This is a genomic window from Mucilaginibacter daejeonensis (genome assembly GCF_020783335.1).
Classification (GTDB): Bacteria; Bacteroidota; Bacteroidia; order Sphingobacteriales; family Sphingobacteriaceae; genus Mucilaginibacter; species Mucilaginibacter daejeonensis.
Window position 1 is genome coordinate 4,314,579 of the sequence record NZ_CP086068.1, and the last position, 20,841, is coordinate 4,335,419.

Sequence of the window (20,841 nt, forward strand, 5' to 3'; positions counted from 1 at the left end):
AGAGAACAAAAAAGCGCCCTGAGCTCATCACGGCGCTTTTTTTATGGTGCAGCAGTAACTTTATATCATAAAAAAAAGGAGCAACTTTTTACGGTGTACTCCTGCCTCATTAATTATGATCAAACGCTCCAGGTATTATACGCGTTCATTATGAAATAGTTACATTATATTCCCGCTACACGGTCTTCCAATTCCTGGTACCACTCGGCACCGTATTTACGGATCAGCGGTTCTTTCAAAAATTCGTGTACACGTACTTTTAGTTCATCACCAAAGGTACAGGCGGGGCTACAAATGTTCCAGCGATCATAATGCAGCGCGTCAAATTCAGGGTACTTGGTAATGCGGATCGGGTACAAATGGCATGATATAGGTTTGCGCCAGGCAACAGCACCCTGCTCCCATGCCTTCTCGATCGCACATTTGGTAATGCCATTCTCCCAGGTCACGTAAGCGCATTCCTTATTCGTGTCTACACAGGGAGTAGTATAATCGCCTTCAAAATCGGTCACGTACTCACCCTCTGCCTCAACGGTAGCTATGCCTTTGGCGGTCATGTAAGGCTTCACCTTGGGGTATATCTCCTTGAGTATGTCCAGCTCATCGGCGTTCAATGGAGCGCCCGAATCGCCTTCCAGGCAGCAGGCTCCCTTGCAACGGTTAAGGTTACAAACAAAGTTCTCGGTCACTACATCTTCATGCACCAGGGTGCTCCCTACTTCGATCATCTTATCTCTTTTATTTTTTTATCGTGTTCAACGGATATTTCAACCCTTTAGCATTGGTCAGGTCCATGGTCACGCTACCTACGATCAATTCTACATGCGCCCGCACCGGTATGCGGTTACGATCGTCGGTGACCCAAAGGTACAACTTACTGTTCTTTTTAAATATACGGCCGGGTATAATGGTAGGGTTGAATTTTAAGCAATTGAACGTACCTAAGGAACATTCGGCCTTTTCTTTACCCATATAAGTGATCGTGAGCGTTTGTATGGCATCATCCAAAAAATACCGGAGGTCGAATTTGTCGCCGATCTTCAGCTTGCTCACGTCAAGATTACGGGCGAAATAATAGGCCGATGGGAAATCGAATACCTGCCCGCTGAATGGATAGGTACCACTGTTGGCCTTGATCTTACCATCCGCGTGGTCAAATTCCACATGGTCCTGATGCTTGTATTTAGCTTCGTGACGGTCCTCGGTATACAGGTAAGGCTCGAGGGTACTGCGGTCGATAAAGGTCTCGTAACGGTTACGTACCTTGTAAAAAACATCAAAGCTACCGGCCGTTTTACCATCAACGATAATGTGCCATGCCGGCTTGCCTTCAAATTTAGTATCAGTATCGGCCACACGTAAATGTGCCTCGGCACCGGTGAACCAACCGTATTTGAGTCGGTAGTTCAGTTCCTCCCCTGCCTTAAAGGTAGGCTCGTCAAGCTTTACCGGTTGCTGGGCATATAAAGGCAAGAGCGCGGTAAGCATCAAACCGATCAATGCTAAACCTTTACCCGCCATACCCCTGAATTTATTTGTAGATCTTGTCATGGTCTTTGATAAATATAGAAGTTCCTGAAGAACATCTACTAAATAAGACAGGAGATATGGCTTTCTGTTTAATGCCTGTAAGTATCTATCGGACGGGCGATCCTACGTCTATTTATCTTTACGCTTATAGATGGGCACGGTAGAACAAGGTTCACCGAACATAAGGCTTTTGGCTACAGGTGTCAAGCGCTTGGTAAGCTCCACGTAAGCCGAGGTGGGTACTTCTACATCGCCGCAACCTTTCAGCACTACACGCTGATCACGGTATTGCTCCAGATCGGCCTTGGCCATCGCTTTCTCGAACAACACGGTCTCCAGCACTGCCGCATCCCCGAACACCACTTCTTTAGCGTAGGGAGCCATACGGTTAGCTAACAGCATATAGGCCCAGGCAGGCACAATGGCATCAGCCGTACAGGTGATGCCCACATACTTGCCGGTATACCGGCTCCAGTCATGCTCTTTAACGAAGTCACGGAAGTCTTTTTCGCGCAGGATCAGTTCCATGAACAGGTTATCTTTGATATCATAGATCACGCGCTCACCCTGCGGGTAAAAGCTGGCCGGGTCAAGGGTCACCAAACCACTTTGAGCCACCTTATTCACAATATTTTCCTGTATATCCATAACCGTATAAAATAAAATATCCGGGAGCAGCTAAAGCCATTCCCGGATACAAAATTACTTCAATTTATACTATAAGAACTTGAAGCGGTAATCTTTTACATTAGCCTTATCTTTCAGCGCATCGAACAAGCGGTTATCGGCTTGCTGCAATACGGTTTGGCCTAACTGCTGTTTCTCACGTACAGTGTTGGTAAGCGGAGCAGGGTTAACAAAGCTATCTACTGATACCATGTAAACACCGTTAGCACCTTCGATAGGTTTGGATACCTTTTTAGGCTGAAGACCGAATACGGTACCGATCACTTTATACTCTAATGACAAGCCTGGGATAACCGGGTTAGCGAACACAACGTTCTCTACCGGTACCACTTTTACGCCACCTTTTTGAGCAGCTTGTTGCAAAGTAGTAGCACCCGAAAGCTTATCCATTAGTTGTTTGGCTTTTACTTTTTGGATCACTTCGCCTTTGATCTGTTCTTTAACAGCTTCTAAAGGTAGAGTGCCAGCTTTTTTGATAGCGGTCAAACGACCTACCACGTACTGGTCGCCCAGGGTATAAACCTGATCAACTACGTCGCCTTTGTCTTCGGCTTTGTTGAAGGCCCATTTAACGATCTCGCGAGCGTTATCTAAACCTGGCAATGATGATGCTGTGCCCGGTACGTCTGATGCGTTCTTTACGGTCAAACCTATTTTTTTAGCTTCCTGAGCAAAGTTGCCATCAGCTACCTGACCAAGGAAAGCTTGTGCTTTACCGTAAGCGGTAGATGAGGTGCTATTGCTGGCTACCAAAGGCTTATCAACAGTGGCTACCTTAACAACTTTAGACGATCCTTTTTGGCCGGTGATGTTGATCAGGTGAACACCAAATTGTGAGGTCACTATTTTAAGGTCGCCGGTCTTGCCATTGAATGCAGCCTCTTCAAAGGCAGGCACCATAGCACCACGACCGAATGTACCCAGGTCGCCACCTTTTTCGGCAGAGGCCTTATCTTCTGAGAAGTTCTTAGCCAGTTCGGCGAATGGACGGCCACCTTCGATCAGTTTCTTTAATGAGTCGGCTTTGGCCTGAGCCTTATCCACACCACCTACAGCAGCAGGGTTTATCAGGATATGACGGGCGCTAACAGAGTCAGGACCGATACGGCTATCAACCAGTTTAGCGATCTTGTAGCTACCGTTAGATACGTACGGACCGTAGATGAAACCCGGAGTGGCGTTGAACATCACTGAGTCCAGTTGAGGCTCTAACTGACCTTTTTTTGCGTACACCAAAGGAGTTTTGGTCTCTGAGTTGATCTGCACGAACAATGAATCGTTGGTGCTGGCTTTCAATTCGCCGCTCAGTTTCTGCATTTGCTCTTTGATGGTAGCGCTATCAGCCTTTGAAGGCGAAGCATTGAAGCTCACATATTCAAAGCTGCGCAGTTCTTGCGGGTTGTTGAACAACTTTTTATGGTCGTTGTAATAGCTTTGGTAATCATCATCAGTAGGGTTCACCTTGTTATCGGCGATAGATGAGTACGGCAGCTCTACATAGTTGAACTTAGCCAGTTTGCCTTTGTTCTCGTAAGCGTCTTGTGCCTCAAGTGAGTTCACATATAAGCCATTGTGCACTAAAGCAAAGTATTTTTCGATACGGCGCTGCTCGATCTTTGGCGCGATGAAAGATGCCCATTGCTCAACACGAGGGTCATTATCCTTTGCGCTTTGCAGCTCGCGTAAAAATGCGTTCAGTTTCGGGCGGTCAAGCTGGCCGGTTTTAGGATCGCCAAAGTATTGAACGATCTGCGGATCAGGGTTCGGTCCGCTGATCATGTTCTTGATCTCGTCCTCGCCTACCACGATGTTCAGTTTGTCCATCTCCTTTTTCAGGATCACCTGGCTAACTGATTGGTTCCACGAGTTCTCCTGAACATACTCAGTGATCTGTGGGGTCAGGCTGGTTTGGCCAGACTGCTGCATGAACATTTGGGTGTTCTGCTCTACGTTCTTGGTGAAATCTGTGTAGCTGATCTTCTCTCCCGCCACTTCGCCTATCTCATCTCGGTCACCACCCATAAATGAGCGACCGTAGGTGATCACCTCACCTGCAATGAAAGCAAAAAGCGCCAAACCAATGATAACGACCAGGATCGTACCCATTCGTTCGCGCAAAAAACTCATTATACCCATATGTACTTATAAAAATAAATTTTCTATTCTTTCAAAAGAGGGCGCAAGATACAACTTTTAACAAATTTTCGGGAAACAAAATTTACTGCGCAAAGTTTTGACTGACTGTAATTTGCCCGTTACTTCCGCCCATGGTCCAGGGCGACATACTTTCGTTGCTTTTGAAGTTATTTCCGAGCAAATGCGTACCTGAGGCCAGGGTGACCTCTACCGGTTTGTTGGAGTAAAATTCCTTTTTGTTCTGGTCCCAGATCAACTCATCAGATTTGAACACTTCGCCCTTGGCATTGGTGGCTACCACGTTGTGCCTCAACTCAATGACGTTCTCTCCTTCGCGCTGGATGCCATAATCGGCCACGATCTGGCCGGCCTCCTTTTGTGTTTTAGTATCATACGATACGATCTTTACACCTTTAGGCATCTCGCGGAATTTTTTGTCCATATAATCGAGCAGCAGGGGTGCGGTGAGGTGGAACTTAACCACGGCCGAATCACTGAAAAGCACATCGAGCCCTGTGGTGGTGCTGATCGGCTTGCTCACCTCCTGACCCGATATTTTCTTGATGGCCTTCATATCGTTCTCGCAGGCGCTTGCTAACGCCATAAAAGCGAAAAGCACCGGTATACCATACCGGTGCACTAAAGCCTTGATCATGCTTCGTTTAATCGAATCTGTATTTCTGGAACCAAACATCGTTCAGCGTAAAGCCTAAGCGGAAATTGAAGTAGTTCTCTTTAATGAGGTTGTTGTTATACGTGCCACGCTGGCCATACTCGGCCGAAAAGTTGATCTTATGGAACGCGCTACCGTTGCGAGCCAGCGGCAAACCCAAACCAAAGGTAACGCCATATTGCTTAATATCGGTATTGCTCAACCTGATGTAAGTTTGATCGGTGTGGAAACCTAAACGGTAATCGATCAGTGCCAGGTAGCTGTGTAGTGCATTAGCGTTAGGGGTATACTGACCACCTACGCTCAGGCTTTTGCTGTCCTGCAGGCTTACGCTTTCGCCCGGTATGGTCAGTTGCGACCATTTGCCCATGCTGTAATCGGCCCCGATCAAAAACTTGCCATCCTGCTGGAACGACACCCCAAAGTGATGGATCAACGGCAATTTGATCTTGCCATCGTTGATCACCTGGTTCGAGATAGTATCCAAGGCTGAGCCTTCGGCACCATCGGTATTAAAGTATTGGCTTACCACGTTGGTCACCTTAGAACGTAGCGAATTTGCTGTTGAACCTGAGTAACCGAACACCACGTGACGGGTCTCATCCAGGTCAAAGTTCACTTGTGTACCAAAATCAAAGTTGAAACCGCTGATACTGTTACTGCGCTCGCTGCGTGAGTTGATCACGCCGTAAAGGCTTGGGATCTCGGTAGATCTGAACTTACGCAGGTTACCGAATATGTACGAGGCGTTACCACCAAAGGAGATGTGCCTGCCGATACCGAAACCGTAACCAAAATATGCTTTTGACAGACCACCATCACCGCTGTAAATGTAGTTCACAGCGCTGGTGTCTGATGGCAGGCCGGTGCCAAAGTTGGCAGCGGTCTGTTTGTAGTTATAACCTAAGGTAGTGTAAGGAACCAAACCGAAACTCAAAGCCGAACGCCTGCTTACGGGAGCAGCAAAGTTGAAGTGGTTAAGCCTGAAGTTACCGTTGCTTTGACCGCCTGACACATTAAGCTGCTTAAGCTTTGATACCTCACCGTAAGCACCTATATCGATAGTGGTGTAGTTGATGAAAGAGTAGGATGCCGGATTGACCACGTTAACGGTATTGAAACCGTTGATCTTATTGATCGCGGTGGCTATACCACCCATAGCACTGGTTTGCGGCAGCAAAAAGCTATTAGGGGTGCCCAACCCGAACTGCGAGTACGGCGAACTATTGTTGGCCGTTGATTGCGCCATTGCCCCTAAGGTAAGTACAGTAAGTATAAAGGTTATGCTTCCCTTCTTATAGTTGATCATTATGCTCTTGTATAGCTGCGTTCAATCCTTTCAGAACCAGGTGCGGTTCTGTTTTAATATAGCCGGCAAAGATGCTATTTTTCAGCACAGTATCCAAAAAAACGCTGTCGCCGCCGGTGAGTATGATATTCAGTTGGGTGTGATCCCGCTTGTATTGTTGTATAAAACCCAGCACTTCGTAAGTGATCCCATTCTGCACGCCCGACCGTATGGCGGTGGTGGTGTCATCACCGTAATAGTTGCTGAAATTGAGGTCGGCATCTACCTCAGGCAACACCGAGGTGTAATGGGCCAGTGCTTTATAACGCATATTCAGCCCGGGTGATATGCTGCCACCAAAATAATTGGATCCAGCATCGATACCGTCGTAAGTGATGCAGGTACCCGCATCGATCACCAGGCGATCAGTGCCCGGGTAGCTTTGTTTAGCACCCAGTACTGCGGCCAGCCGATCAAGCCCCAGTGTTCGTGGCGTACGATAGTGGTTGTGTATCCCACCGGCCATATCCCTGTTAAAACCGATCACCGGTATCGATCCGGCTAACTGGTCCAGCCAGGGCTGTGCTTCCTTTTTTACGGTCGATACGATGGCCTGCGTTACCGCATATTCATCGATCATGGCCAGCAGATCAGCGAGATTCATCTGATCATGGCTATCGGCCCTCAGCAATTCATGACCTTGAAAGATACCCGTTTTAACGCGTGTATTACCGATATCTATCGCCAGCCGGGCCATTTAGGCTTTTGCCATGTTCAGTATGGACTCAAAGATGGCCAATCCGTCCTCGTTAGCCAGCAAGTTATCGGCTGCGCGCTCAGGGTGAGGCATCATCCCAAATACGTTACGGCCCTCGTTGCAAACACCGGCTATGTTCTCAACCGAACCGTTAGGGTTAGCATCCTCGGTCAGGTTGCCGGCCTCGTCGCAGTAACGGAATAGGATCTGGTCGTTGTCGTTCAGTTTCTTCAGGGTATCAGCATCGGCAAAGTAGTTACCCTCGCCATGAGCGATCGGTATCCTCAGCACGCGCTGTTCATCTATTTGCGAGGTCAGCAGCGAGTTCTGCGTTTGTGGCAACAGGTAAGTGTTGCGGCAAATGAACTTACGCTGACGGTTGTGCAGCAATGCACCCGGTACCAGTCCGGCCTCGGCCAGTATCTGGAAACCATTACATATACCCATCACTTTACCACCTTTGGCAGCAAATTGGATAACCTCCTGCATGATCGGCGAAAAACGGGCGATGGCGCCTGAGCGCAGATAATCACCAAAAGAGAAACCACCCGGCAGGATGATCATTTCGGCACCTTGCAGGTCGTGGTCCTTGTGCCACAAGCGTACCACCTGCTGGCCCATGATCTTCTCGAGCACATAGATGATATCTTCGTCGCAATTGGAACCGGGGAATATAACTACACCAAATTTCATGCTACAAAGCTAATACAACGGGCTGAACATGAACGAATGTAAAAGTTAAAAATTGTTAAACTGGAAGTAGATGATGCTGGCAATAAGCAAAAAGAAGAGGCTTTCGTACATCCAGCGCATGTTGGCGTACAAAAAGTAATAAGCAAAAAAGATGGCCACCGGCACCGCGCATAACAAGAAATGATCGAGCCCGAACTGTGGCCTTACATAGAACGACACCCCGGTAAGGATCACCATGAAGAAGAGTAATTGGAACGCCTTGCGGATGAGCACGTAGCTCTTAAAAAAGTTCTCCTGTAGCTTGAAAGTACCCAATACCAGGATGATCAGTACGGGGATGATGAGCAACAGATCATATTTATCAAGCAGTTGAGGCGCCTGGAAGGTAGACCCCAACGGGCTCCAGATCTGGTGCAGCATAGGCAACCTATCGGTCAGGTAATATACCACCGCTACAAAGAAATAGATAGTGCCATAACCGATCAAGCTACCCACCCACTCGCGCCAGTCGAACGGGCGGAAGATGATGAAGCCGAACCACACGGCCAGTATCAAATAGGTGAATGGCAGGTAAATGAGCGATCCCAAAGCCACCAGCATACCCATATCATAGGCCAGCGAACGGGAATCTTCGGTCTTATATAGTTCAAATAGCTTGAACAATATCCAGATCACGATGAAGTTGCAAAGCAACGGGACGCTTAGGGTCAGGAAAGGAGTGAACAGCCCCGATAGCACTACATACATAAGTGCCGGCAAAAAGCTTGGACGACCCAGCAGGTTGTAGAAATTGATCAGGTAGTTGACCAGTACGGCTTGCGCCAGCACCACCAGCCCAGCCAGCAACATGCTTACTTGCGGTGCAAAGGTCATTTTGGCTACCTGCGGGAAGAACGTTAAGATGACCGGTTCGGTGATCTGCAGATGGATGATATCAGGCGCGAAGAACACGTGACCAGCCCTGAGGATGAACAGCAGGATGGCCAGCCAAAGAATATTGATAAGATCGTACCGCCTGAATATATCGATCATGCTTATGCGCCGTAGATTTAACGCGCAATATTACAGAAAATGTTAAGCTAATACAGCCTGTGGGCGAGCATATTGTTTAACCAACCCATCAATGATCTGCGCGGTCTCGTCGGGAAAGTTGACCTGTACCCTATCGTTGCTTTGGATCCAGTTGTTGATGTGTGGCACCGCCGCCGAATTGATGCTATCGATCACCGAAACACCCAGCCTTGATGCGGCAAGGGCATTGCAGCGTTGTTCGTACTGATCGCTCATGGGCACCATCATCACCTTTTTTTGCAGGTACAGCGCCTCGGCCGGGCCTTCAAATCCGCCTCCGGTAAGCAATCCTTCGCAATTGGCCATACTTTGGTTGAACATCTGGTTATCTACCGGGAAGATATGGATGTTACCGACCTGGTAAGGTTTCTTTTGGCGTTTGGAAAAGATATGCCATTCTACACCGGTGGTCTGCACCAGGTATTTCACCAATGTGCGGTCATCGTAGGCAGGCAAATAAACGGTGTAGTGACCTTTGTTGGTGGGCTGCAAGCGACGTATCTCACTGCGGATCACGGGTGTATGAATAAAATCGTCATACCGGTCAAAGTGAAAACCGATGTGATGGGTGGTCGGAGAGTAGTACTTGAACAACCATTCGGCATAGTTCCAGCGGCTGGGGCGCGGGGTCTTTGGCGATACGAACGAGCATTGATGGCTCAATGATACCGACGATAAGCCCTGCAACTTACAAGCCCAGGCGCTTACCGGTTCAAAATCGTTGATGATAAGATCATACTGCTTAAGCGGCAGTTGCCTGATATCGCGACGTAGCTGCCATAGGTCCATACGCCGGTAGGTGGACCATTTGTCTACCCCACCCTTTTTACCAAAGACAAAGCTAAAGCCGTGAAAGCGGTATTTGAGCGGTTGCGACAACTGCACCTCTGCCTCGGTACCACTTATGAGCAGGTCGACCTCCCCATACTGCTGCAGCAAAGGCACCACTTCGCGTGCACGGCTAATGTGGCCGTTACCTGTACCTTGTATGCCGAACAGTATTTTCATGGGTGAGATGAATGCAAATATATAGGCCTTTTGTACATCTGCACCTGAACTTGATATGAACTTATTGTAAATGTTCTATTATTTCTCGGCCAGCATCTTTTCCAATGCGAACATCTCATCGCGCAGTTTGGCGGCCTGCAAAAAGTCCATATCCTTGGCGGCGGCCATCATCTCCTTGCGAGTATTGTCAATGGCCTTCTTCAATTCAGGCTTGCTCATATACTGTACGATCGGGTCGGCAGCGATGGATACCTCGTCTGCCTCCACATAAGCCCGCTGTACACCGCCTTTAAAGTCTACCACCGATGTTTGTTCGATGATAGCCTCTTTTGACTTACCCACCGTTTTAGGTATTATGCCATGCTCGGCGTTGTATGCCACCTGTTTCTCACGGCGGCGGGTCGTCTCATCAATGGTGATACGCATACTCTCAGTAATCGTATCGGCGTACATGATCACACGGCCGCGATCGTTACGTGCGGCACGACCAATGGTCTGTATCAGCGATCGTTCTGACCGCAGGAAGCCTTCTTTATCAGCATCCAGGATGGCCACCAACGATACTTCGGGAAGGTCTAACCCTTCGCGTAGTAAGTTGATACCGATCAGTACGTCAAATTCACCCAAACGTAATCCGCGAAGTATCTCTACCCGTTCAAGGGTCTTGACCTCCGAGTGAATGTAGCGACACTTGATCCCTAAACGGTCCATGTATTTGGCCAGCTCTTCAGACATACGCTTGGTGAGGGTGGTCACCAACACACGATCGCCCATTTTAATGGTCTTATCTACCTCTTCCAGCAGGTCATCTACCTGGTTAATGATCGGGCGTATCTCGATCAGCGGGTCTAAAAGGCCTGTAGGGCGTATCACTTGCTCTACCACCACACCGCCCGACTTCTCTAACTCGAAATCGCCGGGGGTGGCGCTCACATAAATGGTTTGCGGGGCCAGGCGCTCAAACTCTTCAAAGTTGAGCGGACGGTTGTCCATTGCGGCCGGCAGGCGGAAACCATATTCTACCAATGATACTTTGCGCGATCGGTCACCACCATACATGGCGCGCACCTGCGGTACGGTCACGTGGCTCTCATCGATCACCATCAGGTAGTCATCAGGGAAATAGTCTAACAAACAGAACGGGCGCATACCCGGTTTACGGCCATCAAAAAAGCGCGAATAGTTTTCGATACCTGAACAGTAACCCAACTCGCGGATCATCTCCAGGTCGTAATTGACCCTTTCCTCCAATCGCTTGGCCTCCAGGAAACGCTTCTCGTCAATAAATTGCTGTTTGCGGGTCTCCAGTTCCTCTTGTATAGCCCAAATACTGCTGGTAAAACGGTCACGCGGGGCAACGTACAAGTTGGCGGGGAAAACCACCATATTGTTCATCTTTTCCAGCGTTTTACCGGTCTTGGGGTCAAAGCTGCTCAACTCCTCAATGTCGTCTCCAAAAAAGGAAATACGGTAGGCATAATCCAAATAGGCCGGATAGATATCGACCGTGTCACCTTTTACGCGGAAGGTACCACGTTTAAAATCGGCAGTGGTACGTGCATATAATATCTCCACCAAACGGTGTAAAAAGGCGTTACGGCTAATGCGTGTGCCCACCGCGAATTTGAAGATAGAGTTGGTAAAATCCTCGGGGTTACCCATACCGTAAATGCACGAGATGGATGACACCACGATCACGTCTCTCCGCCCCGACATCAATGCCGACGTGGTTCGCAAACGCAGCTTCTCGATCTCGTCGTTGATCTGCAGATCTTTCTCGATATACGTATTCGATGACGGGATGAAAGCCTCTGGTTGATAGTAATCGTAATACGACACAAAGTAGTTCACGGCATTCTCGGGGAAGAACTGCTTGAACTCGCCATATAGCTGCGCGGCCAGCGTTTTATTGTGACTCAGGATCAGTGTTGGGCGCTGGGTCTGCTCGATCACGTTGGCTACCGTAAAGGTCTTACCCGAACCGGTAACACCCAGCAGGGTCTGGTATTGCTCACCAGCTTCAACGCCTTGTACCAGTTGCTGAATGGCCGTTGGCTGATCGCCGGTGGGCTTATAATGAGAGTTGATCTTAAAATCCATAGGAAATATAAAGATACGAATATTTTTAGCAATTTGAGACCTGTGACCGGCCCGTTACCGCGTCAGATATTTATCTTCAGGATACCAAACGTTTTGAGGACGTAAATGGTTTATTGTGCAAAACACGTTCACCCTAAATTAATTATATATGCTGTTCGTACTCAATAGATCAAACTCTGTTTGCAACCGATACCTTGCCGAAATGCGCGACATTGACGTGCAGCAGGACCGTATGCGTTTCAGGCGGAACCAGGAGCGCATTGGCGAGGTGCTGGCCTATGAGATCAGCAAAGAACTATTATATACCGAGGCCGAGGTACAAACACCTTTAGGTACCGCTCAGGTGAACCTCCCGGCCGAGCACCCCGTGCTTTGCACCATCCTGAGGGCAGGCCTGCCGCTTCACCAGGGATTTATGAACGTGTTTGACCGGTCGCCCTCGGGCTTTGTGACCGCTTACCGCAAGGTGAATAAGAACGGCACTTTCATCATCAAGATCGAGCATATATCGGCCCCTGACCTGCAAGGCCGTACGCTGATCCTTTGTGATACTATGCTGGCCACCGGTCAAAGTGTGGTGCAGGTATGCAAGGAGATCATGGGACAATACGAATTGGCCGACCTGCACATCGCTGCGGTGATCGCCAGCTCTGAAGGTGTTGAACACGTGCGCGCTAACCTACCTATGGCCAAATTGTGGATAGGCGCCATTGACGAGGAGATGACCACGCGATCGTACATCGTACCCGGTTTGGGTGATGCAGGCGACCTGTCGTTCGGCGAAAAGATATAGCCTGATGTGCAAATGATCGGCTACTATTCGGCGATTTTATAATTCATCTGCACATCCGCATATTTGCACATTGACCAGCATTCGCTCCAGATAAAATGAATAACTATACCCATATCTTCTTCGACCTTGACCATACCATTTGGGATTTTGACCGTAACGCTGAAGAAGCTTTGAACGAGTTGTATGTTTTACACGGGTTAGAGGCTTTGGGCATTAGCTCGTCCACCGAGTTCATTGAGACCTACACGCGCAACAACCATGCGCTTTGGGCCGATTATCATTTAGGCAAGATCGATAAGGAGACCTTGCGCGAGACGCGTTTCCGTAAAACGTTCACTGATCTGGGCCTTACACCCGATGCCATACCGGTCACCTTTGAAGATGCCTACGTGGAACTATGCCCCACCAAGACGAACCTATTCCCGCACGCGCATGAAACGCTGGCTTATTTAAAAAAGAAGTATACCCTGCACATCATCTCCAACGGTTTTGAGTCGGCCACTCGCCGCAAGATCGCAGGAACTGATCTGGCCCAATATTTTGAGAACATCATCATATCTGAGCTGGTAGGTGTGAACAAGCCACATGAAGGCATCTTTGAGCATGCGGTGCTATTGGCCGGAGCTACCAAAGACGAATGCATCATGATCGGTGACAGTTTGGAGGCCGATGTTTACGGTGCGCTTAACTTTGGAATGGATGCCATCTATTTTAATCCACTCAAAGCCGATAAGCCTGAAGATGTGCCGGTGCAGATATTTAGTTTGAATGAGTTGAAAAGGTTGCTATGAAGATAGTTGAAGAACAGCGAGCCATTTATGAGGCCCTTGATGAGTACCGACGCCGGTTGACCGACATTCCGGATGAATTGTTCGACCGTACGCCCCCGTCGGGTGGGTGGAGTTATGCTGAGCTATATTCACACATCATGCAGGCCAGTTTGGGCTCTTCTATAGCCTCCGAAAAATGCTGCCGTAACACCAATGGCGTTACCAAAAAGGGCTTGAACTGGAAAGGCCTTATGTTCTTCCTGTTCGGCAAGTTCCCTAAGTCGTCCACCCCGGCGCCAGCGGCAATAGCCGATCTGGCCAAAAAGATCAGTAAGGAAGATGCCCGCAACCTGATCATCAAACTACGCAAACGCATTGATGAGACCACTCCTCTGTTATTACGTGCTAACGATAACAGCAAGATCAGTCACCCACTGCTGGGCATGCTTAATGCTCGTCAATGGTTCAAATTCACCCGCATACATTTACAACATCATTTAAAGCAGCTCGACAGGATAAAAAAAAGTTTTCCACACAGGTAACTACCTGTAATTTAATATGGTCTTAACGATATAATAATTTTTACGACCGACCTTTATCTTGTTGTTATGAATATCGAATTCCCATATCTCATAGTCACCGGCCTCCTGATGCTTGTTGCCGCTTTTTACCTGAGCCCTTACGAGCTTAGTGTAAAAGAGGACGACGAGGACGAGTAAGCATCCTGCGTACCGGCGGGTACAACGAGGTGACTTATTGGAGCCAGACGAGCAACGCTTTACAGACCACCTGAATGGCCAAGCGCGAAATAGATATCGTAGTTATATCAGACATACACCTGGGCACTTATGGCTGCCATGCCAAAGAGCTGCTTCGTTACCTTAAAAGCATCCGCCCTAAAAAAGTTATCCTCAACGGCGACATTATCGACATCTGGCAGTTCAGCCGGTCGTACTGGCCCGAGGCGCACATGAAAGTGGTACGCCGCATTCTCAAGTTCGTTACCGAAGGAATACCCGTGTACTACCTGACCGGCAACCATGACGAGATGCTGCGCAAATTCACCGACCTTGACCTGGGCAAGTTCCAGTTGCTCAATAAGATGGTGTTAGAGGTGGATGGCAAAAAGGCCTGGGTATTTCATGGTGATGTGTTCGATGTGACCATGCAACATTCCAAATGGCTGGCCAAGCTGGGTGCGGTGGGGTATGATACCCTCATTGTGATCAACAGTATGGTCAACTGGTGCCTAACTGCCTTGGGCAGGCAAAAAATGAGCTTTTCACAAAAGATCAAAGGCAAGGTCAAGGAAGCTGTTAAATTCATCAACCACTTTGAACAGACCGCCGCCGACCTGGCCGTTGATAAAGGATACCATTACGTGATCTGCGGCCATATCCACCACGCCGAGATACGCCAAATCAACGCTACAGATAAGCCCGGCTCGGTCATCTATCTTAACTCAGGTGATTGGGTAGAATCACTCTCGGCTTTAGAATATGCTAACGGTGCGTGGTCCATTTACAAATATGACCATGCCGCCTTCAGTACCGACCCCGATGAGGAGGATAAAGCTGACACTGCCGAACTGGACTCCAGCCTTGACGTTAAACTCCTTTTAGAGAAGTTCAAGCTAAGCGTGCACTGACGCCTCCGCCTAAACATAAGCGCCGGTAGTGTGTTAATTTCAAAAGTCAAACTAACACACTTATGAAAAGAACGATCCTTTGCTTGTCCTTCGCCGTTGTAAGTATGGCGATGTTCAGCAGTTGCCGCGGAGGCCGCGCGCTTCCGAAACCGCCTGGGCCACCACGCCACGCCCAAATGGGACAGTTGCCACGCTAATATGCCCAACGCTCCGCGACCTGCATTGGTAGCCTGAAACACCATGCCGGTCGCGGCGCATAAAAAGCCGGGTTTATGACATGCCGACAACAAGCGGGCGTATCATATACCTAACATTTTTCCGTTAATACAGTATATTTGTAGCCCAACTATTATCAGAATGATACTGTTACGTTTTTTGATCATATCCATTTGTGTGATGTACATCATACGCAGCCTGGTGCGATTATTTCTGCCTATGCTGTTTCAAAGCATGGTGAACAAAGCCCAGCAACAGCATAATTACAGCCAGCAGCGCTATGGCCAGCAACGCCCTCAGCAGCCTGATAACCGCATAAAGGTGGATCATATGCCTCCTGCTAAAAAAAGCTCGATACCTGACAACGAAGGCGATTTTATTGATTACGAAGAGGTAAAATAACCGCGCACATGAATACCCCAGGCAACATATTCAGAGACCGTAATTATAGTTTGCAATCGCTCATCTCACTGGTGACGGCCAACTATATCGTGTTCGCGCTGGCGGTACAAATGTGCACTACCTGCACCCGTACGCACTGGACCCTATGGCTCATCCTGGCCGGTTTGGCCTGGTACAACTACTACATCATCCGCCGCAACCGCGACGAATTTGCCGAAAAACGCACGCAGATCATCTATGGCGTCAGCATTTTAGGTATGGGTATCCTGTATTATTTGCTTGCCGTAGTGGCGCTGCACTGCAATACCCCAACCCCCTTGTAAAACAAACCGTTCGTCATCTCCTTTAATTTTATATTTTTGGGAATTGATTTTTCCAAAACATAGATGAATAATTGGTTCAAACGCAATGGCATTCACTTTGCCATCTTCGGCTTATTTTTAGTGATCTGCTTCCTGTACTTTACCCCGGCTTTTCAGGGTAAAGCCTTAGGGCAAAACGACGTTACCCGCGCCCGCTCTACCCAAAAAGAGATCATGGATTACCGGGCAAAAGGTGAGACCATCCTTTGGACCAACCAGATACTGGGTGGTATGCCTACCTTCCAGATATGGGCACCTTACGCTAAAAATATCACCTCGCATATCGTATCAGGCCTTAAAGCCGTGTTCCCTAACCCGATAGATACGGTGTTGATCCTGCTGTTAGGCGCTTACTTTTTATTCCGGGTGTTACGCATTAACCCTTGGCTTGCTGCGGCAGGTGCGGCGGCGTTCACCTTCTCATCCTACAATATCATTTTGATGGTGGCAGGCCATGCTAACCAGATATTCGCTATCGCCTTTTTTGCCCCTATCATAGCCAGTATCTTACTCACCCTGCGTGGTAAGCATCTCTTGGGTGCATCGCTCACAGCGCTGTTCCTGGCCATGGAGATCAGGGCCAACCACATCCAGATGACCTATTACCTGATGATGGCGTTGCTGATCCTGGTATGTATCGAATTCTATCACGCATTCAAAACCAAGCAGACCGCTGCTTTCATTAAGTCAGTAGCCTATTTGGCCGGCGCCCTGGCCTTAGCCGTAGCGGTGAACGCTTCCATACTGTGGAGCACTTACGAATATGGTAAATACACTTATCGCGGTAAATCGAACCTGACCAAGAACGTAAGCGAACCTGCCGAAGGTTTGGACAAAGACTACACCTTTGCCTGGAGCCAGGGTATCGGTGAGTGTCTGACCTTTTTGGTTCCTAATGCATATGGCGGTGCTTCGGGCATGCGTGAGGTAGATCCGGCCAAGTCGGGCGTTACCAAGGCATTTGTGGCCAAAGGTTTGCCACAAGACCAGGCCGAAGGCTATACCCAGCAATTGGGTGGCATCGGTCTATCTACCTACTGGGGCGACAAGCAATTCACCGAAGGTCCGTTCTATTTTGGCGCTATCATTTGCTTCATGTTCGTACTGGGTGTGATCATTGTGAAAGACCGCCTGAAATGGTGGTTATTGGGCACGGTGGTGTTCACCATGCTATTATCATTCGGCAGGCACTTCCCGCTATTGAGCGACCTTTTCTTTAGCTATTTCCCACTATACAATAAGTTCCGTGCGGTGGAATCGATACTGGCTGTTGCCGGCCTGTGTTTCCCATTGCTGGCCGTTTTGGCTGTTCAAGAGGTGATCGCTGCTCCTGATAAAAAAGCACTCACCAAAAAGGCGTTACTGGCCCTGTACATCGTGGGTGGTATCGCTCTGGTGCTGTTCGCCATACCAAGCGTTCTCCTGAGTTTCCGCTCGGCCAACCAGCAAGACCTCATTACTTATCTTACTCAAGCCTTCCAGGGCGATAGCGCTTTAGCCAACAGTGTGATGAACGGCCTGGTTGAAGACCGCGCTTCATTAGCCCGTATGGATGCCATGCGCTCACTGATCTTCATATTGATCGCCTTTGGTCTGCTCTGGGCTTACCTGAACCAAAAGGTGAACAGCACCTTGTTATCATTGGCTTTTTTCCTGCTGATACTGGTAGATATGTGCCAGGTAGATAAACGCTACCTGAATAACGATAGCTTTACCGAGAAGCAGAACGCCCAGGATATTCAGCCGCGTGAGGTGGATACCTTCATCATGCGCGATACTGACCCCAACTACCGCGTATTTGACGCCACTCAGAGCATTTTACAGGATGCGGTGAGCCCATACTTCCACAAGTCGATCGGTGGCTACTCAGCTGCCCGTTTGAAGCGTTATGACGAGCTGATCGAGAACCAGTTCAGCAAAAGCGTGAACGAAGATGTGCTGGACATGCTGAACGTAAAGTACATCATCTCGGCCGATCAAAAGAACAATGCTGCCACCATGCGTGCTAATACCACGGCTTGCGGTAATGCCTGGTTCGTAAAGAGCATCAAACTGGCCAAGAACGCCGATGAAGAGATGCAGGCGATCAGCAGCTTCGACCCTAAGAACGAGGCGATCGTTGATCAGCAGTACAGCAGCGTGGCCACGATCAAGAACGCCAACGTTGACCCTGCAGCCACCATCAAACTGACCAGTTACAACCCTGACCACCTGGTATACCAATCAGGATCCACTACCGACCAGATCGCGGTATTCTCGGAAGTTTACTATGAAAAAGGCTGGACCATGCTGATCGATGGTGTAGAGAAACCATACTTCCGTGCCGATTACCTGTTGCGTGCCGCACCTATACCGGTAGGCAACCACAAGATCGAGTTCATTTTCCACCCGGCCTCTTACTACACCGGCGAAGGAATATCACTGGCCAGCTCGGCCGTGTTGGTGCTATTGCTGTTAGGCACTGTGGTAATGGAGACCCGCAAAAAGAACCAGTTGGCTCCTAAAGCTTAAATACGCTATAAAGCATATTAAAAAGCCACCGACACCAGGTGGCTTTTTTTGTGGGTTGGAATGAACATTAGCTAATTATGAAATTGGCAAAAAAGAGCGGTTCACCGCTCAAGATGCTGTCGGAATGCCCTGGACGAGCGTCATTAAGGTGTTACATTTCGGACCATCACTGTTACATTTGGTGTTACATTTTGGCTTTTTGTATGCTTTTCCTGGAAAAAGTTGGGTTTTACGAATATCGTAATGACGAAAAGTGGGGAAAGTTGGGGAATTTTGTTACATCGATGTAACACTTCCAGGCGATATGTAACACTGCATGAAACACTGAAAGATCAACGGCTATCTCCATTTAAGATCATGCTATGACCAGTGGGAAAATACATTTCTCACTCCTTTGACCCACCGATCATTGAGGCCCTTTAAGCTTATCAATTTCACGGTAGCGGAGCATGAGCTTTCATAGCATCACTAACACATAGTAGTAGTTCATAAGATCGATCAGGCCAATCATCATAAGAGTTGACATCAACCATTTATCATTGCTAAGCACTTCTTTCTCCTAATACTCAAAAGAACGACCATCGGTTCATTCATCAAGCCGGTCACTTGCCCAAAAGTTTTAACAAAAAAGCCGCCTTACCGATATGGGTAAGGCGGCAATCGATATTATCGTTCAGGTTATAAGTTCTGAATTATTTTACAGCACCTGCGGTGGTGTAAGGAAGGGTGTTAGGGTCAAAATGAGCCCAGCTTGAAGCCCAGTTATCGCTACCGAAAGCACCTCTGTAAGTTACTTTGTCGAAGAAGCTATCAGCAAATTTAGCGTTGGTGAACACAGCTCCCGATGCAGCTGCTGTACCCGACTTAACAGTAAAGTTAGGCGTACCAGCGTTAGCATTACCTGAAGCTTTAAAGTCAAGACCATATTTTAACGGATCGGTCAACAGATCAAGCGCCGACTTGGTAGCATCGAACTCGTTGGCAGCACGCAGGGCAGCTTCAAATAAGGTCTTGTTCTGACCTTTGATCTCGTTGCTTTTGTTATTGCAATTGTAAATGATGTTGTTAGCGAACACGATACGGCCAGCAGTGAAGTTGGTGCTGGTAGCAGCCGGAGTTACCACGGTACCATCGTCAAAGTAAACACCTTCAGTGTAGTTAGCTAATACCGAGTTAACGATGCTTTGAGCCGAGTTACGACGGATCTGAGCAGCGTGCTGGAAGTTAGCGTTGATACCTGATGGAGTTGAGTTGGTACCGTTAGCTACGGTCAGCAATGGGCCAAGGATGGTCATGTTAGAGAACATGGCACCTGTTTGTGGTGTGTTGTTAGAACCGGTAGCATCGTTATCAGACTCGAAACCGTTAGAGCCTGAGAAGTCGGCCACTACCTGTGCACGTTGTGCCAGGCCGAATTGGATCTTACCTGAGAAACCGAAGTCAGTATCAAAGTCATCATCCACCGCACCGATAGAAAGTAAGTGTTTAGCGTTAACAGTACCACCGAACCACTCGAAAGAGTCGTCACCTGAACGGTAAACCTCTACATAGTCGATAGTAGTACCTGAACCTACGCCACCGAAAGTGATACCGTTGATCTCGTTATCTGGTGAGAAAGGGATACCAGCGAACTCTACACGTACATATTTTAAAGTACCTGAGTTGTCGGCAGCATCAGTACCACCGTATTGGATGTATTTTGAAGCATCACCTTTAGCATCTAAACCACCTTCGATAGTGGCCACACCACCGGCAGGGTTGATAGGTGCTTTACCTAAAAGGATCAAACCACCCCAATCGCCACTTGAACGGCCACCGGCCGAAACAGCCGAAGTGAACACGATAGGCTTATCAGCAGTACCTACAGCGCTGATCTTGGCACCGCGGGTGATAACCAAAGTACCTTTTGTTGATTTTTCACCTTTAATGATGGTGCCAGGCTCGATAGTAAGGGTGGCACCGTTAGTTACATATACAAATCCTTTTAACAGATAGATCTTGTTGGCGGTCCAGGTAGTTGACGTTGATATATCGCCGGTCACCTCAACAACGCCGCTGTTGTTTGTACCGCCATCATCTTCAACATCATTTTTGCTACATGAAGCGAAAACGAAGGATAGCAGTGCGAACATTACTGCATAGAGTGTGCTTTTTTTCATATGTGTTTTTGATTTGTGCAAATGAATTAAAATGGTA

19 protein-coding genes are annotated in these 20,841 nt (G+C 48.3%); 7 read left to right on the forward strand and 12 right to left on the reverse strand.

Features of this window, described 5'->3' with window-relative positions; all coding sequences use genetic code 11:
- Positions 1 to 164 precede the first annotated feature (164 nt).
- The 11 genes from LLH06_RS18495 to uvrB form a co-directional block, all read right to left on the reverse strand.
- Positions 165 to 728 (reverse strand): DUF3109 family protein, encoded by a 564-nt coding sequence (locus LLH06_RS18495; RefSeq protein ID WP_228170772.1) that lies wholly within the window; start codon positions 726 to 728, stop codon positions 165 to 167.
- A gap of 10 nt (positions 729 to 738) precedes the next feature.
- A complete protein-coding gene (locus LLH06_RS18500) occupies positions 739 to 1,551 on the reverse strand; it encodes a DUF3108 domain-containing protein (RefSeq protein ID WP_228170773.1) in 813 nt (270 codons plus the stop codon).
- 108 nt (positions 1,552 to 1,659) lie between these two features.
- Positions 1,660 to 2,178: a DUF2480 family protein gene (locus LLH06_RS18505; protein WP_228170774.1), complete on the reverse strand. Its 519-nt coding sequence runs from the start codon at positions 2,176 to 2,178 to the stop codon at positions 1,660 to 1,662.
- A gap of 69 nt (positions 2,179 to 2,247) precedes the next feature.
- Complete coding sequence (locus LLH06_RS18510) at positions 2,248 to 4,344, reverse strand: peptidylprolyl isomerase (protein ID WP_228170775.1); 2,097 nt, start codon at positions 4,342 to 4,344, stop codon at positions 2,248 to 2,250.
- 91 nt (positions 4,345 to 4,435) lie between these two features.
- A complete protein-coding gene (lptC, locus tag LLH06_RS18515) occupies positions 4,436 to 5,008 on the reverse strand; it encodes an LPS export ABC transporter periplasmic protein LptC (protein ID WP_228170776.1) in 573 nt (190 codons plus the stop codon).
- Positions 5,009 to 5,015: 7 nt separating this feature from the next.
- A complete protein-coding gene (locus tag LLH06_RS18520; RefSeq protein ID WP_228170777.1) occupies positions 5,016 to 6,335 on the reverse strand; it encodes an outer membrane protein transport protein in 1,320 nt (439 codons plus the stop codon).
- Positions 6,322 to 7,071: a type III pantothenate kinase gene (locus tag LLH06_RS18525; RefSeq protein WP_228170778.1), complete on the reverse strand. Its 750-nt coding sequence runs from the start codon at positions 7,069 to 7,071 to the stop codon at positions 6,322 to 6,324. Before LLH06_RS18525 ends, LLH06_RS18520 begins: the two co-directional genes overlap by 14 nt.
- Entirely contained in the window at positions 7,072 to 7,764 is a 693-nt protein-coding gene (purQ, locus tag LLH06_RS18530) for a phosphoribosylformylglycinamidine synthase subunit PurQ (protein WP_228170779.1), read from the reverse strand.
- Positions 7,765 to 7,809: 45 nt separating this feature from the next.
- Positions 7,810 to 8,796: a DUF6427 family protein gene (locus tag LLH06_RS18535; RefSeq protein ID WP_228170780.1), complete on the reverse strand. Its 987-nt coding sequence runs from the start codon at positions 8,794 to 8,796 to the stop codon at positions 7,810 to 7,812.
- A 42-nt stretch (positions 8,797 to 8,838) separates the two neighbouring features.
- Positions 8,839 to 9,843, reverse strand: coding sequence for a glycosyltransferase family protein (locus tag LLH06_RS18540; protein WP_228170781.1), 1,005 nt, complete (start codon positions 9,841 to 9,843; stop codon positions 8,839 to 8,841).
- Positions 9,844 to 9,921: 78 nt separating this feature from the next.
- Complete coding sequence (gene uvrB / locus LLH06_RS18545) at positions 9,922 to 11,943, reverse strand: excinuclease ABC subunit UvrB (RefSeq protein WP_228170782.1); 2,022 nt, start codon at positions 11,941 to 11,943, stop codon at positions 9,922 to 9,924.
- Positions 11,944 to 12,091: 148 nt separating this feature from the next.
- On the opposite strand from uvrB, the gene upp reads away from it, so the two are divergent.
- The 7 genes from upp to LLH06_RS18580 all read left to right on the forward strand — a co-directional run bounded on the left by upp (position 12,092) and on the right by LLH06_RS18580 (position 18,645).
- Positions 12,092 to 12,736 carry a uracil phosphoribosyltransferase gene (upp, locus tag LLH06_RS18550; RefSeq protein WP_228170783.1) on the forward strand — a complete coding sequence of 215 codons (645 nt, stop codon included), beginning with the start codon at positions 12,092 to 12,094 and terminating at the stop codon, positions 12,734 to 12,736.
- Between the two features lie 95 nt (positions 12,737 to 12,831).
- The gene (locus tag LLH06_RS18555) at positions 12,832 to 13,527 is read left to right on the forward strand and encodes a YjjG family noncanonical pyrimidine nucleotidase (protein ID WP_228170784.1); all 696 of its coding nucleotides are present in this window, start codon (positions 12,832 to 12,834) and stop codon (positions 13,525 to 13,527) included.
- Positions 13,524 to 14,048 carry a DinB family protein gene (locus LLH06_RS18560; RefSeq protein ID WP_228170785.1) on the forward strand — a complete coding sequence of 175 codons (525 nt, stop codon included), beginning with the start codon at positions 13,524 to 13,526 and terminating at the stop codon, positions 14,046 to 14,048. The genes LLH06_RS18555 and LLH06_RS18560 overlap by 4 nt, the downstream gene beginning before the upstream one ends.
- 251 nt (positions 14,049 to 14,299) lie before the next feature.
- The gene (locus LLH06_RS18565) at positions 14,300 to 15,154 is read left to right on the forward strand and encodes a UDP-2,3-diacylglucosamine diphosphatase (RefSeq protein ID WP_228170786.1); all 855 of its coding nucleotides are present in this window, start codon (positions 14,300 to 14,302) and stop codon (positions 15,152 to 15,154) included.
- A gap of 357 nt (positions 15,155 to 15,511) precedes the next feature.
- The gene (locus tag LLH06_RS18570; RefSeq protein ID WP_228170787.1) at positions 15,512 to 15,772 is read left to right on the forward strand and encodes a DUF4834 family protein; all 261 of its coding nucleotides are present in this window, start codon (positions 15,512 to 15,514) and stop codon (positions 15,770 to 15,772) included.
- 8 nt (positions 15,773 to 15,780) lie between these two features.
- Entirely contained in the window at positions 15,781 to 16,095 is a 315-nt protein-coding gene (locus LLH06_RS18575) for a hypothetical protein (RefSeq protein WP_228170788.1), read from the forward strand.
- 63 nt (positions 16,096 to 16,158) lie between these two features.
- Positions 16,159 to 18,645: a YfhO family protein gene (locus tag LLH06_RS18580; protein WP_228170789.1), complete on the forward strand. Its 2,487-nt coding sequence runs from the start codon at positions 16,159 to 16,161 to the stop codon at positions 18,643 to 18,645.
- A gap of 692 nt (positions 18,646 to 19,337) precedes the next feature.
- Here LLH06_RS18580 and LLH06_RS18585 read toward each other — a convergent pair.
- Positions 19,338 to 20,804, reverse strand: a complete 1,467-nt coding sequence (locus LLH06_RS18585; protein ID WP_228170790.1) for a hypothetical protein — start codon at positions 20,802 to 20,804, stop codon at positions 19,338 to 19,340.
- Between the last annotated feature and the right edge of the window lie 37 nt (positions 20,805 to 20,841).